General features: G+C 69.3%; 20 protein-coding genes. 15 read left to right on the forward strand and 5 right to left on the reverse strand.

Features of this window, described 5'->3' with window-relative positions:
• The first annotated feature begins 1 nt into the window (after window position 1).
• From ftsL to lpxC, 13 genes are all read left to right on the forward strand, one after another.
• Window positions 2-262 (forward strand): cell division protein FtsL, encoded by a 261-nt coding sequence (gene ftsL / locus RHOFW104R8_RS06330; RefSeq protein ID WP_201028701.1) that lies wholly within the window; start codon window positions 2-4, stop codon window positions 260-262.
• Window positions 262-2,076 carry a penicillin-binding protein 2 gene (locus RHOFW104R8_RS06335; protein WP_068090203.1) on the forward strand — a complete coding sequence of 605 codons (1,815 nt, stop codon included), beginning with the start codon at window positions 262-264 and terminating at the stop codon, window positions 2,074-2,076. The genes ftsL and RHOFW104R8_RS06335 overlap by 1 nt, the downstream gene beginning before the upstream one ends.
• The gene (locus RHOFW104R8_RS06340) at window positions 2,073-3,581 is read left to right on the forward strand and encodes a UDP-N-acetylmuramoyl-L-alanyl-D-glutamate--2,6-diaminopimelate ligase (RefSeq protein WP_068090205.1); all 1,509 of its coding nucleotides are present in this window, start codon (window positions 2,073-2,075) and stop codon (window positions 3,579-3,581) included. Before RHOFW104R8_RS06335 ends, RHOFW104R8_RS06340 begins: the two co-directional genes overlap by 4 nt.
• Entirely contained in the window at window positions 3,578-4,951 is a 1,374-nt protein-coding gene (gene murF, locus RHOFW104R8_RS06345; protein ID WP_068090207.1) for a UDP-N-acetylmuramoyl-tripeptide--D-alanyl-D-alanine ligase, read from the forward strand. Before RHOFW104R8_RS06340 ends, murF begins: the two co-directional genes overlap by 4 nt.
• Window positions 4,941-6,044 carry a phospho-N-acetylmuramoyl-pentapeptide-transferase gene (mraY, locus tag RHOFW104R8_RS06350; protein ID WP_068090209.1) on the forward strand — a complete coding sequence of 368 codons (1,104 nt, stop codon included), beginning with the start codon at window positions 4,941-4,943 and terminating at the stop codon, window positions 6,042-6,044. The genes murF and mraY overlap by 11 nt, the downstream gene beginning before the upstream one ends.
• On the forward strand, window positions 6,044-7,285 hold the full coding sequence (gene ftsW / locus RHOFW104R8_RS06355; RefSeq protein ID WP_068090211.1) for a putative lipid II flippase FtsW: 1,242 nt from the start codon (window positions 6,044-6,046) through the stop codon (window positions 7,283-7,285). Before mraY ends, ftsW begins: the two co-directional genes overlap by 1 nt.
• Window positions 7,282-8,370 (forward strand): undecaprenyldiphospho-muramoylpentapeptide beta-N-acetylglucosaminyltransferase, encoded by a 1,089-nt coding sequence (murG, locus tag RHOFW104R8_RS06360; protein WP_068090213.1) that lies wholly within the window; start codon window positions 7,282-7,284, stop codon window positions 8,368-8,370. Before ftsW ends, murG begins: the two co-directional genes overlap by 4 nt.
• A complete protein-coding gene (murC, locus tag RHOFW104R8_RS06365; RefSeq protein ID WP_068090215.1) occupies window positions 8,367-9,806 on the forward strand; it encodes a UDP-N-acetylmuramate--L-alanine ligase in 1,440 nt (479 codons plus the stop codon). The genes murG and murC overlap by 4 nt, the downstream gene beginning before the upstream one ends.
• Before the next feature lie 2 nt (window positions 9,807-9,808).
• Complete coding sequence (locus RHOFW104R8_RS06370) at window positions 9,809-10,759, forward strand: D-alanine--D-alanine ligase (RefSeq protein ID WP_201028702.1); 951 nt, start codon at window positions 9,809-9,811, stop codon at window positions 10,757-10,759.
• Window positions 10,756-11,490 carry a cell division protein FtsQ/DivIB gene (locus RHOFW104R8_RS06375; RefSeq protein WP_068090219.1) on the forward strand — a complete coding sequence of 245 codons (735 nt, stop codon included), beginning with the start codon at window positions 10,756-10,758 and terminating at the stop codon, window positions 11,488-11,490. The genes RHOFW104R8_RS06370 and RHOFW104R8_RS06375 overlap by 4 nt, the downstream gene beginning before the upstream one ends.
• A gap of 10 nt (window positions 11,491-11,500) precedes the next feature.
• Window positions 11,501-12,733, forward strand: coding sequence for a cell division protein FtsA (ftsA, locus tag RHOFW104R8_RS06380; RefSeq protein WP_068090221.1), 1,233 nt, complete (start codon window positions 11,501-11,503; stop codon window positions 12,731-12,733).
• Window positions 12,734-12,857: 124 nt separating this feature from the next.
• Entirely contained in the window at window positions 12,858-14,045 is a 1,188-nt protein-coding gene (ftsZ, locus tag RHOFW104R8_RS06385) for a cell division protein FtsZ (RefSeq protein WP_068090223.1), read from the forward strand.
• A 473-nt stretch (window positions 14,046-14,518) separates the two neighbouring features.
• Entirely contained in the window at window positions 14,519-15,433 is a 915-nt protein-coding gene (gene lpxC / locus RHOFW104R8_RS06390) for a UDP-3-O-acyl-N-acetylglucosamine deacetylase (RefSeq protein ID WP_068090225.1), read from the forward strand.
• A gap of 182 nt (window positions 15,434-15,615) precedes the next feature.
• Here the strand turns inward: lpxC and RHOFW104R8_RS06395 are convergent, their stop codons facing one another.
• Window positions 15,616-16,098 carry a DUF721 domain-containing protein gene (locus tag RHOFW104R8_RS06395; RefSeq protein WP_068090227.1) on the reverse strand — a complete coding sequence of 161 codons (483 nt, stop codon included), beginning with the start codon at window positions 16,096-16,098 and terminating at the stop codon, window positions 15,616-15,618.
• Between the two features lie 27 nt (window positions 16,099-16,125).
• On the opposite strand from RHOFW104R8_RS06395, the gene RHOFW104R8_RS06400 reads away from it, so the two are divergent.
• Window positions 16,126-17,055: a M23 family metallopeptidase gene (locus RHOFW104R8_RS06400; RefSeq protein WP_068090229.1), complete on the forward strand. Its 930-nt coding sequence runs from the start codon at window positions 16,126-16,128 to the stop codon at window positions 17,053-17,055.
• Window positions 17,056-17,235: 180 nt separating this feature from the next.
• The gene (gene secA, locus RHOFW104R8_RS06405; protein ID WP_068090231.1) at window positions 17,236-19,974 is read left to right on the forward strand and encodes a preprotein translocase subunit SecA; all 2,739 of its coding nucleotides are present in this window, start codon (window positions 17,236-17,238) and stop codon (window positions 19,972-19,974) included.
• 74 nt (window positions 19,975-20,048) lie between these two features.
• Here secA and RHOFW104R8_RS06410 read toward each other — a convergent pair whose 3' ends face one another.
• Genes RHOFW104R8_RS06410 through pdxA form a run of 4 tightly spaced genes read right to left on the reverse strand, consistent with a single transcriptional unit; the run spans window position 20,049 to window position 23,207 of the window.
• Entirely contained in the window at window positions 20,049-20,900 is an 852-nt protein-coding gene (locus RHOFW104R8_RS06410; RefSeq protein WP_068090233.1) for a symmetrical bis(5'-nucleosyl)-tetraphosphatase, read from the reverse strand.
• Between the two features lie 15 nt (window positions 20,901-20,915).
• Window positions 20,916-21,299, reverse strand: a complete 384-nt coding sequence (gene apaG, locus RHOFW104R8_RS06415) for a Co2+/Mg2+ efflux protein ApaG (protein WP_068090235.1) — start codon at window positions 21,297-21,299, stop codon at window positions 20,916-20,918.
• Window positions 21,300-21,358: 59 nt separating this feature from the next.
• A complete protein-coding gene (gene rsmA, locus RHOFW104R8_RS06420) occupies window positions 21,359-22,153 on the reverse strand; it encodes a 16S rRNA (adenine(1518)-N(6)/adenine(1519)-N(6))-dimethyltransferase RsmA (protein ID WP_068090237.1) in 795 nt (264 codons plus the stop codon).
• A 58-nt stretch (window positions 22,154-22,211) separates the two neighbouring features.
• Window positions 22,212-23,207, reverse strand: a complete 996-nt coding sequence (gene pdxA / locus RHOFW104R8_RS06425) for a 4-hydroxythreonine-4-phosphate dehydrogenase PdxA (protein WP_068090239.1) — start codon at window positions 23,205-23,207, stop codon at window positions 22,212-22,214.

Raw genomic sequence — 23,207 nt, forward strand, 5'->3', positions numbered from 1 at the left:
GATCGGCGCCCTCTGCCTGATGCTGCTGCTGGTCGCGGTGCTGGCCAGCGCGCTCGGCGTGGTGTGGACGCGCCACGAGAGCCGCGTGCTGTTCGTCAACCTGACCGCGCTGCAGAACCAGCGCGACGAGCTGAACATCGAATACGGCAAGCTCGAACTGGAGCAGGCCACCTACGCCGAACCGCGGCGCATCGACGACGAGGCCCGGCAGAAGCTGGGCATGATCGATCCGCGTCCGCAAGACATCCGGTTGCTGCGCTGATGAGCTGGCGCAACCGCATCGCACCCGCCCAGCCCGGCCGCCGCCGCGGCGCCGGCCCCAGCGCGCGCCGGCGCATGGTGGTGGTGGTCGGCCTGCTCGGCCTGGTCTCGGTCGCGCTGATCGCGCGGGCGTTCGACCTGCAGGTGGTGCGCAAGCAGTTCTACCAGAAGCAGGGCGACGCCCGCTTCCTGCGCGAGGTGCCGATCCCGGTGTCGCGCGGCACCATCTTCGACCGCAACGGCGAGCCGCTGGCGGTATCGACCCCGATGATGTCGATCTGGGCCAACCCGGCCGAGGTGCTGGACAGCGACGAGCACATCCCGGCGCTGGCGCAGGCGCTGGGCGTGGATGCGGACGGCCTGAAGGCGCAGCTGGCGCAGCGCTCCGACCGCGAGTTCGTCTACCTGCGCCGGCAGATGGCGCCGGCCGCGGCGCAGGCCGTGCTGGACCTGGGCATTCCCGGCATCAACGGCCAGCGCGAGTTCAAGCGCTACTACCCGTCCGGCGAAGTGACCGCGCACGTGCTTGGCTTCACCAACATCGACGACCGCGGCCAGGAAGGCCTGGAATTGGCCTACGACGACTGGCTGGCCGGCAAGCCGGGCGCGAAGCGGGTGATCCGCGACCGCATGGGCCGCGTGGTCGAGGACATCGAGCAGGTGCGCGCGCCGAAGCCGGGGCAGAACCTCACGCTCAGCATCGACCGCCGCATCCAGTTCCTGGCCTACAGCGAGCTGAAGAACGCGCTGGAAAAATCGCAGGCCAGCTCCGGCTCGATGGTGGTGCTCGACGTCAGGACCGGCGAAGTGCTGGCGATGGCCAACCTGCCGACCTACAACCCGAACGCGATCGGCGGCAGCCGGCCGGACCAGCGCCGCAACCGGGCGATGACCGACGTGCTCGAGCCGGGCTCCACGGTGAAGCCCATCCTGATGGCGGCGGCGCTGTCCAGCGGCAGGTTCACGCCGACCAGCCCGATCATCGACACCACCGGCGGCCACTGGTACTTCCAGGGCCACGACATCCACGACACGCACAACTACGGCCTGCTGACGCCGACCGGGGTGATCACCAAGTCCAGCAACGTGGGCGCCGCGCGCATCGCCATGCAGCTCGACACCTCGCTGATGTACGACACCTATCGCGCGTTCGGCCTGGGCAACAGCACCGAGAGCGGCTTTCCCGGCGAGGCGTCCGGCCACCTGCGGATCGGCCGCGACTGGCGGCCGCTGGAGAAGGCCATCCTCGGCTACGGCTACGGCCTCAACGTGACCGTGCTGCAGCTGGCCAATGCCTACGCTACCATCGCCGACGGCGGCGTGATGCACAGCCCCACCTTCATCAAGGGCGGCGAGAGCGAGGCCAGGCAGATCATCTCGGCGGAAGTGGCGAACCAGCTGATCCGCATGATGGAGACGGTGACCGGCCCCGGCAGCACGGGCACGCTGGCGCGCATCGCCAACTACAGCGTGGCCGGCAAGACCGGCACGGCGCACAAGGCCAGCGTCGGCGGCTACGCCAAGAGCAATTACACCTCGGCCTTCGCCGGCATCGTGCCGGCGTCGAATCCGCGCCTGGTCGGCGTGGTGGTGATCGACGATCCGCAGAAGGGCAGCTACTACGGCGGCACGGTGTCCGGGCCGGTGTTCTCCAAGGTGATGGAGGGCGCGCTGCGCCTGCTCGACGTGCCGCCGGACAATATCGGCCGCTGGTACGTGGGCGGCCCGCTGCAGAACGTCGACGGACTGGTCGGCAGCAAGCCGCCGGCGGATGCGCCGCTCGACGACGCGCCGCTCGACGGGGGTACGCCATGAGCACCGGTCACCTCGACCAGCTGCTGCTCGGCATCGCCGACGCGCAGGTCGCCGCCGTGCCGGGCGCCGGCCGCATCGTGGTTTCCGGGTTGGCGCTGGATTCGCGCCGGGTGCAGCGCGGCGATGCGTTCTTCGCCCTGCGCGGCACCCGGGACCATGGCATCACGTTCGCCCCGGGCGCGGTGCAGCGCGGCGCGCGGGTGGTGCTGGCCGAGGCGCCGGTGGCCGGCGACGTCGCCGCGCTGGAAGTGCCGGTGCTGTGGATCGATGGCCTGCACGGCCAGGTCGGCGAGATCGCCGCACGCTTCTACGAGCGTCCCAGCGAGTCGATGCGGATGGTCGGCGTCACCGGCACCAACGGCAAGACTTCGTGCGTGCAGCTGCTGGCGCAGGCGCTGACCCTGCTCGGCCATCGCGCGGCCTCGATCGGCACGCTCGGCGCCGGCGTGCACGGCCGCTTGCGCGAAGGCGAGCGCACCACGCCCGACGCGATCAGCGTGCAGGCGCTGCTGGCGGAGTTCCGCGACGCCGGCGCCAGCCACGTGGCGATGGAGGTGTCCTCGCACGCGCTGGAGCAGGGCCGCGTGGCGGCGGTGGATTTCGAGGTGGCAGTGTTCACCAACCTCACCCGCGACCACCTGGACTACCACGGCAGCATGGAGGCTTACGGCGCGGCGAAGGCGAAGCTGTTCGCCTGGCCGGGCCTGCGCAGCGCAGTGGTCAACATCGACGATGCGTTCGGCCGCGAACTGGCCGGGCAACTGCCGCCCGGCGTGCAGCGGCTGCGCTTCAGCATGGCCGGCGACGGCGAGGCGGAAGTCGCCGCCGGCGCGATCGCCACCTCGGCCGAAGGGCTGTCGTTCACGCTGCGCACGCCGTGGGGCACGCGGGCGGTGCGCAGCCACCTGATCGGCCGCTTCAACGTGGCCAACCTGCTGGCCGTGGCGGCCTGCCTCGGCGCGCTGGGCGAGCCGTTCGCGCGCATCGTCGAGGCGGTTGGGCAACTGCAGCCGGTGAACGGCCGCATGAGCCGGCTTGGCGGCCTGCATGGCCAGCCGCTGGTGGTGGTCGACTACGCGCACACGCCGGATGCGCTGGAGCAGGCGCTGGCCGCGGTGCGCGCGCATTGCGCCGGCAAGCTGATCTGCGTGTTCGGCTGCGGCGGCGAGCGCGACGCGGGCAAGCGTCCGCTGATGGGCGAGATTGCGGCGCGGCTGGCCGACGTGGCGATCGTTACCGACGACAACCCGCGCGGCGAGGACGGCGACGCGATCGTGGCGCAGATCGTCGCCGGCATGGCCGCGGCGCGCGCGATGGCGGTCGAGCGCGACCGCGCGACGGCGATCGCCGATGCGCTGCAGCTGGCGCGTTCCGGCGACGTGGTGCTGATCGCCGGCAAGGGCCACGAAACCTACCAGGAGGGTGCCACCGGCAAGCATCCGTTCGACGATCTGGCGGTGGCGCGTGCCGTGCTGGAACGGATCGGCGGGGAGGCGCGCCCATGATGCAGCTCGCCGCCATCGCGCTGTGGACCCACGGCCGCCTGCTCGGCAGCGACGTCGAGGTGACCGGCGTCGCCATCGACACGCGCAAGCTGCAGCCGGGCGACCTGTTCGTGGCGATCAGGGGCGAGCGCGTCGACGGCCACGACTACCTGGCCGAGGCGGCGGCGCGCGGCGCGGTCGCTGCGCTGGTCACGCGCAAGGTCGACAGCGTGCTGCCGCAGGTGCTGGTGGACAACACCGAGCTGGCGCTGGGCGACCTGGCCAGCGCGGTGCGCGCGCAGCGCAACGTGCGCGTGGTCGGCATCACCGGCTCCAACGGCAAGACCACGGTGAAGACGCTGGTTGCCTCGATCCTGGTGCGGCACGGCCGCACCCATGTCAGCGCGGGCAACTTCAACAACGAGCTGGGCTTGCCGCTGAGCCTGCTCGCGATGCCGCAGGACACCGAATACGCGGTGTTCGAGATGGGTGCCGGCAAGCCGGGCGACATCGCCTACCTGGCTGCCATCGCACGGCCAGATATCGGCCTCGTCACGCTCATCGCGCCGGCGCATCTTGCGCGCATGGGCAGCATCGAGGGCGTGGCCGAGACCAAGGGCGCGCTGTACCAGGCCTTGCCGGCCGACGGCATCGCGATCATCAACGCCGACGACGCGTTCGCCAGCTTCTTCACCGGCCTGGCCGGCGCGCGCAAGGTGCTGCGCTTCGGCCTCGACCGGCCTGCCGACGTCGGTGCCGACATCGTCGAGCAGCGCGTGGACGGCTCGCGCTTCGTGCTGAGCACGCCGCAAGGCGACGCCGAGGTGGCGCTGCCGCTGCCCGGCCGCCACAACATCGCCAACGCGCTGGCCGCGACGGCGGTGGCGCTGGCGCTGGCGGTGCCGCTGGACACCATCGTGGCCGGGCTGGAGCAGGTGCCCGGCGTGGCCGGCCGGCTGCGCCGCGAGGTGACGGCCGGCGGCTGGACGCTGATCGACGACAGCTACAACGCGAACCCCAGTTCGATGGCGGCGGCGATCGACACCCTGCTGCTGGCCGGCGGCGAACGCTGGCTGGTGCTGGGCGACATGGCCGAGCTGGGCGCGGAGGCGCGCGCGCTGCATGCCGGCATCGGCGCACGGGCGCGCGAGCGCGGGGTCGACCGGCTGTTCGCGGTGGGTCCGCTCGGCGCGGCCACGGTCGAGGCGTTCGGCGCGGGCGGCGAGCATTTCGACGACAAGGCCGCGCTGATCGCCTCGTTGCGGGCGCAACTGCACGCGGGCGTCACCTGCCTGGTGAAGGGCTCGCGCTCGGCCGGCATGGAGCAGGTGGTGGAAGCGCTCGGTGGCCATACCGGCAAGAACAAGGGGGGTGCATCCGATGCTGCTTGAACTGGCCGACTGGATGGCACGGCATTTCACCGCGCTGCATCTGTTCCAGTACATCACCTTCCGCACGATCATGGCCGCGCTCACCGCGCTGGCGATGTCGCTGCTGTGCGGGCCGTGGCTGATCAACCGGCTGGCCGCGCTGAAGGCCGGCCAGGTGGTGCGCAGCGACGGCCCGCAGACGCACCTGGTCAAGGCCGGCACGCCGACCATGGGCGGCGTGATGATCCTGCTCTCGGTCACCGTCGCCACCTTGCTGTGGGCCGACCTGCACAACCGCTACGTGTGGGTGGTGCTGGCGGTGCTGCTGAGCTTCGGCGCGATCGGCTTCTACGACGACTACCGCAAGCTGGTGCTGAAGGACAGCCGCGGCCTGGCCAGCCGCTGGAAGTATTTCTGGCAGTCGGTGTTCGGCCTCGGCGCGGCGCTGTTCCTGTACTACAGCGCGCCGCACGCGGGCATCGCCGGCCTGCCGGTGGCGGAGACCGCGCTGTACGTGCCGCTGTTCAAGCACGTGGTGCTGCCGCTGGGGCTGTTCTTCGTGGTGGTCACCTATTTCATGATCGTGGGCTTCTCCAACGCGGTGAACCTCACCGACGGCCTGGACGGCCTGGCGATCATGCCCACCGTGCTGGTCTCCGGCGCGCTCGGCGTGTTCGCCTACCTGGCCGGCAACAAGGTGTTCTCCGAATACCTGGGCATCCCCTCGATCCCCGGCGCGGGCGAGCTGGCGATCTTCACCGGCGCGCTGGCCGGGGCGGGGCTCGGCTTCCTGTGGTTCAACACGTATCCGGCGCAGGTGTTCATGGGCGACGTCGGCGCGCTGGCGATGGGCGCGGCGCTGGGCTGCGTGGCGGTGATCGTGCGCCAGGAAGTCGTGCTGCTGGTGATGGGCGGCGTGTTCGTGATGGAAACCGCGTCGGTGATGATCCAGGTGGCGAGCTTCAAGCTCACCGGCAAGCGGGTGTTCCGCATGGCGCCGATCCACCACCACTTCGAACTGAAGGGCTGGCCGGAGCCGCGGGTGATCGTGCGCTTCTGGATCATCAGCGTGGTGCTGGTGCTGATCGGTCTTGCCACGTTGAAGGTGCGCTGATGCCGATCTTCGACGCCACCACCCAGGCCAAACGCCGTAGCGGACCACGCGGCAGCTTCGACCTGTGGCTGCTGGTCGGGCTGGTCGGGCTGGCCAGCGTGGGCGTGGTGATGGTGACGTCCAGCTCGATCGCGGTGGCCGACAGCCAGCACATCGGCGCGTTCTACTTCCTGAAGAAGCACCTGCTGTTCCTCGGCCTGGGCCTGTTCGCGGCCGGTTTGGCCATGCGCACCGAACTGAAGCTGCTGGAGAAGTTCGCGTTCCCGCTGCTGGCGCTGGCGTTCCTGATGCTGCTGGCGGTGTTCGTGCCGCACCTGGGCATGCGCATCAACGGCGCGCGGCGCTGGCTGAACCTGCTGGTCACCACGTTCCAGCCGGTCGAGGCGGTAAAACTCATTCTGGTGATCTACGTGGCCAGCTACCTGGTGCGCCATCGCGAAAGCGTGGAGACCCGGTTCCTCGGCCTGTTCAAGCCGCTGCTGGTGGCCGGCGTGATCGTGCTGCTGCTGCTGGCGCAGCCGGACTTCGGCTCGGCCACGCTGGTGATCGCGGTGACCATCGCGATGGTCTGGCTGGGCGGCGCGCGACCGATCTTCCTGTTCCTGATGGGCCTGCCGCTGATGCCGCTGCTGTACGTGGCGGCGACCGGTGAGAGCTACCGCATGAAGCGGCTGACCTCGTTCATGGACCCGTGGAAGGATCCGTTCAACGACGGCTTCCAGCTGACCCAGTCGCTGATGGCGATCGGCCGCGGCGAGTGGACCGGGGTGGGCCTGGGTTCCAGCGTGCTGAAACTGTCCTACCTGCCGGAGGCGCACACCGATTTCATCTTCGCGGTAATCGGCGAGGAGCTGGGCCTGGCCGGCGTGGTGCTGGTGATCGGCCTGTTCGGCCTGGCGGTGGGGCGCGGCCTGTACCTGGGCCTGAAGGGCGTCGAGGTGGGCCAGCGTTTCGCCGGCTACGTCGCGTTCGGCGTCTCGCTGATGCTGGCGATGCAGGCGTTCGTGTCGGTCGGCGTGAACCTCGGCGCGCTGCCGACCAAGGGGCTGACCTTGCCGCTGATCAGCTATGGCGGCTCGTCGATGGTGCTGACCTGCGCGATGGCCGGCGTGCTGCTGCGTGCCACTTACGAGATCAATCGCGCGCTGGACGCGCGGCAGATGGCCACGCGGATGCCGGCGGCGGTGGCCGTGGCCGATGCGAACGTCGCGGCGAAGCCGCGCGAGGCGGTGGCTGCATGAGCACGCAAGCGCCCGTGCTGATCATGGCCGGCGGCACCGGCGGGCACATCTTCCCCGGCCTGGCCGTGGCCGAGTGCCTGCGCGCGCAGGGCGTGCCGGTGGTGTGGCTGGGCGCGGTCGGCGGGATGGAAACGAAGGTGGTGCCGGCGCAACGAATCGAGCTGCACACGGTGGCGGTCGGCGGCTTGCGCGGCAAGGGCATTAAGACCCGGCTGCTGGCGCCGCTGATGCTGCTGCGTGCGCTGTTCGCCTCGCTGGCCGTGCTGCGCAAGGTGCAGCCGCGCAGCGTGCTGTCGATGGGCGGCTACGTGGCCGGCCCCGGCGGACTCGCCGCGTGGCTGCTGCGTCGGCCGTTGCTGGTGCACGAACAGAATCGGGTGGCCGGCTTCACCAACCGCAAGCTGGCCGGGCTGGCGAAGCGCGTGCTGGCCGGTTTCGCCGATGCCTTGCCACGGGCCGAGTGGGTCGGCAACCCGGTGCGCGAGGCGATCGCGGCGCTGCCGCCGCCGGCCGAGCGCATGGCCGGGCGCGACGGCAGGCCGCGCCTGCTGGTGCTGGGCGGCAGCCTGGGCGCGCGCGCGCTGAACTTGGCGCTGCCGCCGGCGCTGGCCCAACTGACCCCGGCGCAGCGTCCCGAGGTGCTGCACCAGTGCGGCAGCCGCGGTCTCGACGAAGCGCGCGAGGCGTATGCGAAGGCCGGCGTCGAGGCGCAGGTGGTGGCGTTCATCGACGACATGGCCGGCACGTATGGATGGGCCGACCTGGCGGTCTGCCGCGCCGGTGCGCTGACCCTGGCCGAGCTGGCCGCGGCCGGGTTGGGCGCCGTACTGGTGCCGTTCCCGTACGCGGTGGACGACCACCAGACGCGCAACGCCGAAGTACTGATGGCGGCCGGAGCCGCCGAACTGATGCAGGAGAACGAGCTGGACGTACAGATACTGGCGCAGCGGCTGGAGTCGCTGCTGGGTGACCGCAACCGCCTGCTGGCGATGGCCGAAGCCGCGCGCACGCTGGCCAAGCCCGACGCGGCGCAGGTCATTGCTGCCGCATGTATTGAAGCCGCCTGCCCGGAGGTGGCCGCATGACGCCGCGTCGCCTGCACGCACACGAAGACCCGATGAGCACATTCCGCCGGGTGCACTTCATCGGCATCGGCGGTGTCGGCATGAGCGGCATAGCCGAGGTGTTGCACAACCTCGGCTATGCGGTGTCCGGTTCCGACCGCGCCAACTCGCCGACCGCGCAGCGGCTGCGGCAGCTGGGCATCGACGTGCACGTCGGCCATGCCGTGGAAAACATCGGCGACGCCGACGTGGTGGTGACTTCCAGCGCGATCAGGCAGGACAACCCGGAACTGCTCGCCGCCCGCGAGGCGCGCATCCCGGTGATCCCGCGCGCGGAGATGCTGGGCGAGCTGATGCGCTTCCGCCGCGGCGTGGCGATCGCCGGCACCCACGGCAAGACCACCACCACCAGCCTCACCGCCAGCGTGCTGGCCGAAGCCGGCTACGACCCGACCTTCGTGATCGGCGGCCAGCTCAATGCGGCCGGCGCCAACGCGCGGCTGGGCACCGGCCAGTATCTGGTCGCCGAAGCCGACGAATCCGACGGCTCGTTCCTGCTGCTGTCGCCGGTGATCGCCGCGGTCACCAACATCGACGCCGATCACCTGGAGAACTACCACGGCGATTTCGCCGAGGTGAAGAAGGCGTTCGCCGACTTCCTGCACCGGCTGCCGTTCTACGGCCTGGCCGTGCTGTGCGTGGACGACCCCGAAGTGGCCGCGCTGGCGAAGTCCACCACGCGCCGCGTGATGACCTACGGCATCGACGCCGCCGACGCCGACGTGCGCGCGCGCAACGTGAGCCAGCACGGCTTCGAGATGCACTTCGAGCTGCTGCTGCCGGGGCGGCCCGAAGCGCTACCGGTGAAGCTCAACCTGCCGGGCCGACACAACGTGCTGAACGCGCTGGCCGCCGCCGCGATCGGCTGGCAGCTGGGCGTGGAAGCGGATGCGCTGGCGCGTGCGCTGGCCAACTTCCAGGGCGTCGGCCGGCGCTTCCACCGGCGCGGCGAGATCGCGCTGGACCAGGGCAGCGTGCTGCTGGTCGACGACTACGGCCACCATCCGCGCGAGTTGGCGGCCGTGTTCGCCGCCGCCCGTGGCGGCTGGCCCGGGCGCCGCCTGGTGGTCGGTTTCCAGCCGCACCGCTACAGCCGCACGCGCGACCTGCTGGACGATTTCGCGAACGTGCTGGCCGAGGTCGACGTGCTGGTGCTCACCGACGTCTACCCGGCCGGCGAGGCACCGATCGCCGGTGCCGACGGCCGCGCGCTGGCGCGCGCGGTGCGCGCGCGCGGCAAGGTCGATCCGGTGCTGGTCGAGCACCCGCGCGAACTGAAGGAAACCCTGCCGGCGCTGTTGCGCGACGGCGACCTGCTGCTGCTTCTGGGCGCCGGCGACATCGGCGCGGCGGCGGTCGAGCTGGCCCAGCTCGGCAACCTGAGGACGCACAAGTGAGCATGAAGGTGACCGTGGACAAAATCAGCGATCCCGCGCAGTTCGGCCGGGTCGCCGTGGTGATGGGCGGCAGCTCGGCCGAGCGCGAGGTGTCGCTGGATTCCGGCCGCAACGTGCTGGAAGCGCTCAAGGCGCGCGGCGTGGACGCGCATGCGGTCGACGGCATCCCGGCACTGCTCGACGCGCTGCGCACCGACCGCTTTGCGCGCGTGTTCAACATCCTGCACGGCCAGCACGGCGGCGGCGAGGACGGCGTGCTGCAGGGTGCGCTGGAGGCGTTGAACGTGCCGTACACCGGCTCGGGCGTGCTTGGCTCGGCGTTGTCGATGGACAAGCCCCGCGCCAAGCGCGTGTGGCAGTCGCTGGGCCTGCCGACGCCGAAGTTCGTGGCCTTGCCGCGCGGCGCCGATGTGCACGCGGCGGCGAAAGAGGTCGGTTTCCCGCTGATCGTGAAGCCGGCTTGCGAAGGTTCCAGCGTGGGCGTCACCCGCGTGTTCGAGGAATCGCAGCTGGACCAGGCGGTCGAGCTGGCCGCGAAATATCCGGGCGACCTGCTGATGGAAACCCTGATCGAGGGCGACGAGCTGACCGTCGGCATCCTCGGCCGCCAGGTGCTGCCGAGCATCCACATCGTGCCGAAGGGCGCGTTCTACGACTACAACGCGAAGTACATCGCCGAGGACACGCTCTATCTGTGCCCCGGCCTGGAAGGCGATGCCGAGACGGAGCTGCGCGCGCTGGCGCTGGCCGCATTCGATGCGCTGGGCTGCTACGGCTGGGGCCGCGTCGATGTGATGCGCGACCGCGCCGGCCGCAACTGGCTGCTGGAAGTGAACACCGCGCCGGGCATGACCTCGCACTCGCTGGTGCCGAAGGCGGCCAAGGTCGCCGGCATCGACTACCAGGAGCTGTGCTGGCGCGTGCTGGAAACCAGTTTCCGGGAGGGCCTGTGAAGGGAGCCGTCCGCCTCATCGCCTGGTGCCTGGCCATCGCGCTGGTCGCGCTGCCGATCGTCGGCGTGCTGCGCGGCTGGTTCGCGGCCGGCCGCTGGCCGGTGACCCAGCTGACGGTACAGGCCGAGTTCAAGCACGTCAGCGCGGACGACATCCGCGCCGCCGTGCGGCCGCGCCTGGGCAAGGGCTTTTTCGCGCTGGATCTCGACGCGGTGCAGAGGGCAGTGGCCGCGCTGCCGTGGGTGGAGTCGGTCGAGGCGCGCAAGCGCTGGCCGGACACCTTGCAGTTGCGCATCTACGAGCGCCAGCCGTTCGCCCGCTGGAACGACAAGCGGCTGATCAGCCGGCAGGGGCTGGTGTTCGACGCACCGGGCATGGCCGATATCGGCACGCTGCCGGACCTGCGCGGGCCGGATGCGCGGCTGGCCGAGGTGGTCAGCTTCTATGCGGAAACCCGCAAGGCGTTCGCCGGCACCCATCTGCAGATCACCGGCGTGGCGCTGACCGAACGCGGCAGCTGGAGCGTGAGCACCGCGAATGGCGCGCAGATCGTGATCGGCGACCGCGAGCAGGCCGGGCGCCGGCTGCGCCGCTTCCTCGACGTCTACCCGCAGCTGATCGTCGGCCACACCGACGGCTTCGCCTACGCCGATCTTCGCTACACCAATGGATTCGCCGTGCGCTGGCCGCAGGCGCCCGCCGCCAATCAGGGAGGTTCGCCCCGCTCATGAGCATTTCTCTATGAAGCCGCGCAACGACAAGCAACTGGTGGTCGGGCTCGACATCGGCACCTCGAAGGTGGTGGCGATCGTCGGCGAGTACGAGCCGGGCGAACCGATCACCGTGATCGGCATCGGCACCCACGTCTCGCGCGGCATGAAGCGCGGCTCGGTGGTCGACATCGAATCGACCGTGCACTCGATCCAGCGCGCGGTGGAGGAAGCCGAGCTGATGGCCGGCTGCGACATCCGCTCGGTCTACGCCTCGATCTCCGGCAGCCACCTGGAAACCCGCAACTCGCACGGCAACGCGGCGATCCGCGACCGCGAGGTAACCGCCAGCGACCTGGAACAGGTGCTGGAAGCAGCCAGCGCGGTGGCGATCCCGGCCGACCGCAAGGTGCTCTACAAGGAGTCGCAGGAATACCGCATCGACGGCCAGGACGGGATCCGCGCGCCGATCGGCATGAGCGGCGTGCGGCTGGAGGCGAACGTGCACCTGGTCACCGGCGCGGCGGCGGCGGTGCAGAACGTCACCAAGTGCATCCAGCGTTGCGGCCTCACCGTGGACGAGCTGGTGCCGTCGGCGGTGGCCAGCGCGAAGGCGGTGCTGACCGACGACGAGCGCGAGCTGGGCGTGTGCCTGGTCGACATCGGCGCGGGCACCACCGACATCGCGATCTATACCCAGGGCTCGATCCGCTACACCGCCTCGCTGCCGGTCGGCGGCGACCAGGTCACCAGCGACATCGCCTACGGCGTGCACACGCCGACCGCGCACGCGGAGGAAATCAAGATCAAGTACGCCTGCGCGCAGACCGGGCTGGCGCACGCCGAGGAAACCATCCAGGTGCCCAGCGTGGGCGATCGCCCGCCGCGCCGGCTGGCGCGGCAGTCGCTGGCGCAGAGCGTGCAGGCGCGCTACGAGGAGATCTTCGAGATGGTGCAGGACCAGCTGCGCCGCTCCGGCTACGAGAGCCTGGTCGCCGCCGGCGTGGTGCTCACCGGCGGCGCCTCGAAGATGGAAGGCGCGCTGGAGCTGGCCGAGGAGATCTTCCACAAGATGGTGCGCATCGGCGTGCCGCAGCAGATCGACGGCCTCGGCGAAGTGGTTTCCAGTCCGCTGCACGCCACTGGCGTGGGCCTGCTGCTGCACGGCGCGCGGGCCGGCGGCACGCGGGCGGGCGGGCCGATCGGCGGCAGCGTCGGCGGCGTGGTCGGCAAGTTGCGCAACTGGCTCACCAGGAATTTCTGAGTGACGCGTTTCAGGGTGGCGCAGGAGGCGCCGCCCCGGGTGGAGGGACATCCGCCCACCACCATGGACCGACAGGAGTCGCCCCCCATGGTTACAACGACAACAACTCTACGGAGGACGGGAAATGTTTGAACTGATCGATAAACTCGCACCCAATGCAGTCATCAAGGTGATCGGCGTGGGCGGCGGCGGCGGCAATGCCGTGGCGCACATGCTCAATGCCAACATCGAGGGCGTGGAATTCGTCGTCGCCAACACCGACGCGCAGGCGATGAACAGCTGCGGCTCGCGCACCCACCTGCAACTCGGCGGCAACGTGACCAAGGGTCTCGGCGCCGGCGCGAACCCCGAGGTCGGCCGGCAGGCCGCGCTGGAGGATCGCGAGCGGATCGAGGCGATGCTCGAGGGCGCCGACATGGTGTTCATCACCGCCGGCATGGGCGGCGGCACCGGTACCGGCGCGGCGCCGGTGGTGGCGCAGTTGGCCAAGGAGAAGGGCATCCTCACCGTGGCGGTGGTGACCAAGCCGTTCCCGTTCGAGGGCCGCCGGCGCATGCAGGTCGCCCTGAAGGGCATCGAGGACCTGTCGCAGCACGTCGACTCGCTGATCACCGTGCCGAACGAGAAGCTGCTCAGCGTGCTCGGCCGCGAGGTCACTTTGCTCAACGCGTTCAAGGCCGCCAACGACGTGCTGCAGGGCGCCGTGCAGGGCATCGCCGACCTGATCACCGCCCCGGGCCTGATCAACGTCGACTTCGCCGACGTGCGTACCGTGATGTCGGAGATGGGCCTGGCGATGATGGGCTCGGGCACCGCCCGCGGCGACGACCGCGCCCAGGCCGCCGCGGAGGCGGCGATCAAGAACCCGTTGCTGGAGGACGTGAACCTCAACGGCGCCTGCGGCATCCTGGTCAACGTCACCGCCGGCCCGAACCTCACCATGCGCGAGTTCGACGAGATCGGCCGGATCATCCACGACTTCGCCAGCGAGGACGCCACCGTGGTGATGGGCACCTCGCTCGATCCGGAGATGAAGGACGACGTGCGCGTCACCGTGGTCGCCACCGGCCTCAACCGGGCGATGGCCTCGCGCCAGCATCCGCCGATCCGCATGGTCGAGACCCAGCAGGTGCAGATGCGGCCGCGCCCAGTGGTGCTGCGCACCGGCACCGGCAACGAGGTGGTCGACTACGCCCAGCCCGACATGGCAGTCAGCCAGGGCCGTGCGGAACCCGCGGCGCCGGCGAAGCACGCCGAGCCGGGCTTCGACTACCTGGACATCCCGGCGTTCCTGCGTCGCCAGGCCGACTGACGGAGGCTGGCTTGCAAACAACTTGCACCGGTTAAGGAGATGCGAAAATATTGAACAAATGCTCGTTGGGCTGGTCACTCTTTCCAGCGTGTCGGGTTGGCTGCCTGCAGCCGGGGCGGCATCGTCGGTAAATCTCGGCAGGCTTGAGATGCAGGGAGTGGCCGCGGGCGGGCCGGGGTTCATCGTGGTACAGCAGCAAGACTGTGCGTCGGGATGACGCACGGCCGCCTGCCGCGGCTCCGTCCGCGCCGGCAGCCCGATGTCCCGTGCCGGATTCCCGTCCCAGGCACGGGGCGTCGTGTCGATTCAGCGGTTTCATCGGACCAGACGACGGTGGACGCACGAAGCTTTCAAGGATGAAAGAAACATGAAGGGTTAATCAGACTGTACGGTACGGTTTGCTTTCACCACAGGTTAAAACTGTGTTAGCATCCGCCCCTGATTGGCTGCTGCCTACACAGGTACCAACAACAATGATCAAGCAGCGTACGCTCAAAAACATCATCCGCGCGACCGGTGTGGGTCTGCATACGGGCGACAAGGTGTACATGACCTTGCGTCCCGCGGCGCCGAATACGGGCATCGTGTTCCGCCGCACCGACCTCGATCCGCCGGTGGACCTCCGCGCCCGCGAGGACAATGTCGGCGATACCCGGCTGTCGACCACGCTGGTCAACGGCGACGTGCGCGTCTCCACGGTCGAGCACCTGCTCTCGGCGATGGCTGGCCTGGGCATCGACAACGCCTATGTGGACCTGTCCGCGCCGGAAGTGCCGATCATGGACGGCAGCGCCGGTCCGTTCGTGTTCCTGCTGCAGTCCGCGGGCATCGAAGAGCAGAACGTGGCCAAGCGCTTCATTCGCATCAAGAAGCCGGTGAAGGTGCAGGAAGGCGACAAATGGGCCGCCTTCGAGCCGTTCGAGGGCTTCAAGGTCGGCTTCTCGATCGATTTCAACCACCCGATCATCAGCCAGCGCACCTCGCGTGCCGAGATCGACTTCTCCACCACCTCCTTCGTCAAGGAAGTGAGCCGCGCGCGCACCTTCGGCTTCATGCGCGACATCGAGATGCTGCGCGAACACAACCTGGCGCTGGGCGGCTCGATGGACAACGCCGTGGTGCTCGACGACTACCGCGTGTTGAACGAGGACGGCCTGCGCTACGAGGACGAGTTCGTCAAGCACAAGATCCTCGATGCGATCGGCGACCTGTACCTGCTCGGCCACAGCCTGATCGGCGCCTACCACGCGCACAAGTCCGGCCACGAGCTCAACAACAAGCTGCTGCGCACGCTGATGGCCGACGCCACGGCGTGGGAAGAGGTCAGCTACCAGGACGATCCGGCCACCTCGCCGATCTCCTACGCGCACCCCGCCCAGGCGACCTGAGCCGGGCCAGCGCTTCGCTGGGCAAGGGCTCCATGAAGACGGCCGTGTCGGATGACACGGCCGTTTTCGTGATGCAAATCACATTTTCCCCGCGTTCGGCTTCACGCCTTCATGACGAGGCGGGTTATGTCTTAACAAACCCCGTGCTATAAAACCCGTCGCCGGCACCCGGACGGGGCGAGTCAGTCCGTGCCGGGCGAGGGGGAATCAGCGGTTTCGGCGAAGGACGCCAGTTCGAGGAACAGGGCCCGCAATTCGGGGTCTGTGAATGACGCGGCGGCTGCCTTGAGGTGGGTGGCCGCGGCGGGCGAAAGCGGTTTCGACCGATCCGGCGGTGTTGCGACCGGTGGTTGGGGGGCCACTTTCACGGTGACTGAACTGGCGCGTATGCCGATGGCATGCGCGGCGGCAAGGATCTGCGTCTGCATCAAGCGCAGGCGTGATGCCCAGCCCGGTGAAGACACCAGGAAGACGAGGCGGTCGTTGTGCAGGTCGGCGAATCTGGCCTGCTCGCGCAACGGCGAGGGCAACGTCTGGCGCAGTGCGCGGTCCAGCGCTTCCAGCGCGCCGGCCTTTCGGGCCAGCGTCGCGAAGGAGCCGCATTCGGCGAGGGGCTTCGGCCCGTTGCCGGCGCGGCGGGAAGTGGCCGGGGTGGCGCGTTGCATGGTGCCGGAATTCGATCTTGGAAAGTCATGCAAATCATACTCGTCTCACGCGCCGGAAAACTGCCGAAAACCCTCGATCTGGCCGATCGGCGCCTGCGCTGGAAGCTGCTGGCGACGGTAGCGGCGGCCGTGCTCGGCTGCATGGGTACCGGGGTGGCGCTGGCATTGCTGGTGGCCAGTCCGCGTGACCGCGCACTGGCGGACATTCGCGACATGCAAAGACAGATCCGGCAGCAGAACACCCAACTGGCCGGCGTGCGCCAGGATGCCCATCGCGACCTCGACGCGCTAGCCATGAAGCTCGGGCAGCTGCAGGCCCAGTCGACCCGGCTGAATGCGCTGGGCGAGAGGCTGGCCGAGGTCGGCAAGCTCGACGACGGCGAGTTCAACTTCGACCAGCAACCGGCGGTGGGCGGCGTGGAGGACACCGCCGGTGTCGCCTACGCGCTGCCGCCGACCCTGGAAAGCGGCATCAACCAGCTGGCGGGCCAGTTCGACACCCAGCAGGCGCAGCTGTCGGCGCTGCAGAGCCTGTTGCTGGACGCCAGGATCGAATCGAACCTGAAGCCGACCGGGATGCCGGTGCCGGGCTACATCTCTTCCTATTTCGGGGTGCGTCCGGATCCGTTCGATGGCCGGTCGGCGCGACATACCGGCATCGACATCGCCACCCCGTTCGGCACTCCGGTGCACGCCGTGGCCGAGGGCATGGTGACGTTCGCGGGCCAGCGCAGCGGCTATGGCGACGTGGTCGAGATCGACCACGGCAACGGCTACATGACCCGCTATGCGCACAACAGCGCGCTGGATGTGCGCCCGGGCCAGCACGTGCAGGTGGGCGACGTGATCGCCAAGGCCGGGTCCACCGGTCGCTCCACCGGCTCGCACGTGCATTTCGAGGTCTGGTACGACGGCCGCGTGGTCAATCCGCTGGCGTTCGTGCGCAACCGCCGCTGAGGTCGTTCCCCAGCCGCGATATCCCTTGAATCCGGCCCAGGCCGGCACCATGCAGGGCGGGTCGGCATGTTCCCCGTTCCCGCAAGGTCCCTTCGCGGGCGGCGTCCTGATGGCATGTAGTAACATGCCCGATTGGCCCGTGCTCATGGCGGGCGCCTTGTTCCCCAATCCGGAAAATCGATGTTCAATCGTGCCCTGACGAGCCTGTTTGGTAGCCGCAACGAGCGCGTTTTGCGCCAGCTTTCCAGAAGCGTCAACCGCATCAATGCGCTGGAGGCCGAGTTCGAGAAGCTGGACGATGCCGCGCTGCGCGGCAAGACCGACGAATTCAAGCAGCGCGTCGCCGCCGGCGAGTCGCTGGACAAGCTGCTGCCCGAGGCATTCGCGGTGGTGCGCGAGGCGGCCAAGCGCACCCTTGGCATGCGCCACTACGACGTGCAGATGATCGGCGGCATGGTGCTGCACCAGGGCAAGATCGCCGAGATGCGCACCGGCGAGGGCAAGACCCTGGTCGGCACGCTGCCGGTCTACCTCAATGCACTGGCCGGCAAGGGCGTGCACGTGGTGACCGTGAACGATTACCTGGCGCGGCGCGACTCGGCCCAGATGGGCAAGCTGTACGGCTTCCTCGGGCTGAGCGTGGGCGTGGTGTACCCGGGCATGGACCATGCCGACAAGCACGCCGCCTACGCCGCCGATATCACCTACGGCACCAACAACGAATTCGGCTTCGACTACCTGCGCGACAACATGGCGCTGAGCAAGGAACAGCGCTACCAGCGCGGCCTGCACTACGCGATCGTCGACGAGGTGGACTCGATCCTGATCGACGAGGCGCGCACGCCGCTGATCATCTCCGGTCCGGCCGAGGATTCCCCTCAGCTGTACATCGCGGTGAACAGGATCGTGCCCCACATGATCCGCCAGACCGAGGAAGACGGCGCCGGCGACTACTGGGTCGACGAGAAGCAGAAGCAGGTGCACCTGTCCGAGGAGGGCATGCAGCACGCCGACGAACTGCTGCGCGCGGCCGGCGTGATCGAGCAGGACAGTGGCCTGTACGACTCCAAGAACCTGGCGGTGGTGCACCACCTCAACGCCGCGCTGCGCGCCAACGGCATCTACCAGCGCGACGTGGACTACATCGTGCGCGACGGCGAGGTGATCATCGTCGATGAATTCACCGGCCGCACCCTGCCGGGCCGGCGCTGGTCCGATGGCCTGCACCAGGCGGTCGAGGCGAAGGAGGGCGTGCCGATCCAGCGCGAGAACCAGACGCTGGCCACGGTGACGTTCCAGAACCTGTTCCGCATGTACAAGAAGCTGGCCGGCATGACCGGTACGGCCGACACCGAGGCGTTCGAGTTCCAGAGCATCTACGGCCTGGAGGTGGTGGTGATCCCCACCCACAAGCCGATGATCCGCAAGGACAACTCGGACATGATCTTCCTCTCGCAGGAGCCGAAGTACCGCTCCGTGATCGAGGACATCAAGGACTGCCACAAGCGTGGCCAGCCGGTGCTGGTCGGCACCACCTCGATCGAGGTGTCCGAACTGCTGTCCGGGATGCTGAAGAAGGCCGGCGTGGTGCACGAGGTGCTGAACGCCAAGCAGCACGAGCGCGAGGCGCACATCGTGGCCCAGGCCGGCGCCCCCGGCCAGGTCACCATCGCCACCAACATGGCCGGCCGCGGCACCGACATCGTGCTCGGCGGGAGCCTGGAGGCGGCGCTGGCGGCGTTGCCGGCGGACGCCAGCGAGATCGACCGCGCCCGGGTCAAGTCGGAGTGGAACAAGCTGCATGAACAGGTGCTCGCCGCCGGCGGCCTGCACATCATCGGCACCGAGCGGCACGAGTCGCGGCGCATCGACAACCAGCTGCGCGGCCGTTCCGGCCGCCAGGGCGATCCGGGCTCCTCGCGCTTCTACCTGTCGCTGGAGGACAACCTGCTGCGCATCTTCGGCGGCGAAGGCCTGGTGCGATGGATGAAGCGCTTCGGCATGAAGGACGACGACGCGCTGGAAGACCGCATGATCAGCCGCCAGATCGAGAAGGCGCAGCGCAAGGTCGAGCAGCACAACTTCGACATCCGCAAGCACCTGCTGGAGTTCGACGACGTCGCCAACGACCAGCGCAAGGTGATCTACCGCCAGCGCGACGAACTGCTCGACGGCGACGACGTCTCGGCCACCGTGGCCGACATCCGCGACGACGTGGTGCAGTCGATGGTGCGCGCCTACGTGCCGGAAGACAGCATCGACGAGCAGTGGGACCTGGCCGGCCTCGACCGCGAGCTGGAAAGCGAGCTGGGCCTGTCGCTCGACCTCAAGCACTGGATCGAGCAGCAGCACGAGATCGACGCCGGGATGATCCTCGAGCACGTGCGCGGCGCGGTGAACGAGCTGTTCCAGGCGAAGGAGGCGCAGATCGGCGCCGAGACCATGCGCCAGCTGGAAAAGCACATCATGCTCACCGTGGTCGACAACGCCTGGAAGGATCACCTGGCCAGCATGGACTACCTGCGCCAGGGCATCTACCTGGTCGGCTATGCGCAGCAGGATCCGAAGCAGGCGTTCAAGCGCGAGTCGTTCAAGCTGTTCTCGGCGATGCTGGACCGGATCAAGGCCGAAGTGACCCAGATGCTGGCGCGCATCCGCATCCGCAGCGAGGAGGAAGTCGCCGCGATGGAGGCCGAGCAGCGGCGCCTGGCCGACCGGCTGCAGAAGCAGATGCAGGCGACCGGCGGCGGCGCCCCGCCGGCCGGCGCGTTCGGCGGCGAGGCGGAGGCGGCAGTCAGCGCCGGCATGCGCCTGGCGCAGCAGCCGGCACAGCACGACGGTCCCAAGATCGGCCGCAACGATCCGTGCCCGTGCGGTTCCGGCAAGAAGTACAAGCACTGCCACGGCCAACTGGCCTGAGCGAGGAGTGAGAGAAGAGGGAAGGATGTGCAGCTTTCCCTCACTGCTCACCCCTCTTGGCTCACTCCCGCTGTTCAGTCCTCGCCGCCCGGCGGCCGTTTACGGTGCGGCTCGGCATCGACGGTGAAGTACCGCGGTTCCTCCGCGTCCAGTTGCAGGGCGGTGAGCTGCCCGCCCCATACGCAGCCGGTGTCGATCGCGTACACGCCGCAACCGGCGAAACGGCCCAGCGTGGACCAGTGGCCGCAGACGGTGCGGGTGTCGCGGCGGCGCATGCCGGGCACCTCGAACCACGGATACAACCCGGGCTTCTGCGTGCCGGGCATGCCCTTGGCCTCGAAGTCGATGCGGCCGTTGACGTCGCAGTAGCGCATCCGGGTCATCGTGTTGATGGTGGCGCGCTGGCGGTCGAGTCCCTGCAGGCGGCTCGTCCACAGCGCCGGCCGGTTGCCGAACAGGTTGCGCAGCAGCCGCGGATGGCGCGGGCTGGCCAGCTCGCGCTCGACGTCCTGCGCGGCGCGCTGCGCTTGCCGCAGCGTCCACATCGGCGCCAGGCCGGCATGCACCATGGTCCAGTTCAGCTGTTCGTCGTGGTGCAGCAGCTTCTGCGAACGCAGCCATTCGAACAGCACCGGCGCGTCGTCGGCGAACAGCACCTCGCGCAGCTCGGGATTCACCCGTGCCTGCGCATCGGGCCGGCGCTGGGCGATCGCCAGCAGGCTGAGGTCGTGGTTGCCCAGGGTGACCACGCTGTGTTCGCGCAGGCCGTGGATCAGCCGCAGCGTGTCCAGCGACTGGCCGCCGCGGTTGACCAGGTCGCCGCAGAACCACAGCCGGTCCCGCGCCGGGTCGAAGCGCAGCTTGTCGAGCAGGCGTTGCAGTTCGGGGTAGCAACCCTGCACGTCGCCGATCGCGTACGTAGCCATGTCAGCGCAGGACCGTCAATGCAGCGTACGCGGAATGGACAGGGTGAAGGTCGGGATGGGCGCCTCGAACTCCGTGCCGTCGTCGGCCAGCATGCGGTAGCTGCCGCCCATGGTGCCCACCGGCGTCTCCAGCACCGCGCCGGAGGTGTATTCGAAGTCGTCGCCGGGGCGCATCCACGGCTGTTCGCCGACCACGCCGTCGCCGGTCACTTCCTCCACCTTGCCGTTGGCGTCGGTGATCATCCAGTGGCGGCCGAGCAGGCGCGCGGGCATCTTGCCGGCGTTGCGCAGGGTAACGGTGTAGGCGAAAACGTAGCGATTGTCGCCGGGCTTCGATTGGTCGGGGACGAAGCGGGTTTCGACCTGCACGTCGATCGTGTAGGAGGATTTTTCAGTCATGCCCGGATTGTAAGGCCTGCCGCCGCGATTGGGGCGGTAGCGGCCAACGGCATGCGCTCTCACGGCGGGAGGCCGTGGCAAGCCTTGGCCAGCCGAACGAAGTCGGCCGGGGCGAGGGTTTCGGCGCGCGCCTTCGGATCGACGTCGGCACGGCGGATCGCGTCGGCGTCGAGCAGTTGCCTGAGCGCGTTGGCCAATGTCTTGCGGCGTTGCCCGAACGCGGCCTTGACCACGGCGTGGACGTGCTCGGGCGATGCGTCGTGCAGCTCGTGCGCCGGCAGCGGCACGAGCCGCACCACGGCGGAGTCCACCTTCGGCGGCGGCCGGAACGCCTCCGGCGGCACGTCGAACAGCGGCTCGACCCGGCACGCCAGCTGCAGCATCACCGACAGCCGGCCGTATACCTTGCTGCCCGGCTCGGCGGCCATGCGTTCGACCACCTCCTTCTGCAGCATGAAGTGCATGTCCTGGATCGCCGCGGCGTGCTCGACGCAGTGGAACAGGATCGGGCTGGATATGTAGTACGGCAGGTTGCCGGCAAGCCGCAGCCGCGGTACGCCATGGCTGTGCGCCAGCGCGCCGAGATCCACCTTCAGTACGTCGGCGTGGATGATGTGCAGTTCGCCCGCGCCGGCGGCGCGCGCCTGCAGGCCGGGGATCAGGTCGGTGTCCAGTTCGATCGCGGTGAGCGAGCCCGCCGCCGCCAGCAACGGCAAGGTCAGCGCGCCCTCGCCGGGGCCGATCTCGACCACGAAATCGTCCGGCCGCGGCGCCATCGCGGCGACGATGCGGTCGATATAGCGCCGGTCGTGCAGGAAGTGCTGGCCGAAGCTTTTCTTGGGGCGCGCGTTCATGAGGGCAGGAGTGAGTGAGGAGGAGAGAGGCATGAGAGTGGCGTCGGGCGGCTTTTGCTCACTCCCTGTTACTCCCTTCTCGCCGGTGCACCAGCGCCAGCGCCAGGTTCGCCGCGGCAATCAGGCTGGCCGGATCGGCGCTGCCGCTGCCGGCCAGGTCCAGTGCGGTGCCGTGGTCGACCGAGGTGCGGATGAACGGCAGGCCGAGGGTGAGGTTCACGGTGCGGTCGAACGCCTCGCTCTTCAGTACCGGCAGCGCCTGGTCGTGGTACATCGCCAGCACGGCGTCGTAGCGCGCGCGCTGGGCCGGCACGAAGGCGGTGTCGGCGGGCAGCGGGCCGAGCAGGTGCATCCCCTCGCGGCGCAAGGCGTCGAGCGCCGGGATCAGCGTGTCGATCTCCTCGTGGCCGAGGTGGCCGCCTTCGCCGGCGTGCGGGTTCAGGCCGAGCACCGCGATGCGCGGCTCGGCCAGGCCGAATTTCGCGCGCAGCTCGGCGTGCACGATGCGCAGCGTGCGGGTCAGCGATGCGCGCGTGATCGCCGCCGGTACCGCCGCCAGCGGCAGGTGGGTGGTGGCCAGCGCCACCCGCAATTCCGGGCTGGCCAGCATCATCACCACGTCGGCGTGCGCGCGGTCGGCGAAGAACTCGGTGTGTCCGCTGAAGCGGATGCCGGCGTCGTTGATCGAGGCCTTCTGCAGCGGCGCGGTGACCACCGCATCGTAGCGGCCGGCCATGCAGCCGTCGGCAGCCTCGGCCAGCGCGGCGAGCACGTGGCCGGCGTTGCGCGGGTCGGGCCGCCCGGGAACCTCGTCGACGGCCAGCGGGATGTGCCGCAGGCGCAACGTGCCGGGGTCGCGTACGGACTGCGCGCTGCCGTCGTCGTCGACCAGTTCGATCGCTATGCCGCAGCGCGATGCGGCGCGTTGCAGCAGGGTGCGGTCGGTGACGGCGACGAGGCTGGCCGCCAGCGGCGTGGCGGCCAGCCTGACCAGCAGCTCCGGGCCGATCCCTGCCGGTTCACCCGCGGTGAGTGCGAGCCGCGGCAGAGGCAT

The sequence above is a fragment of the Rhodanobacter sp. FW104-R8 genome, assembly GCF_001617365.1.
Classification (GTDB): Bacteria; Pseudomonadota; Gammaproteobacteria; order Xanthomonadales; family Rhodanobacteraceae; genus Rhodanobacter.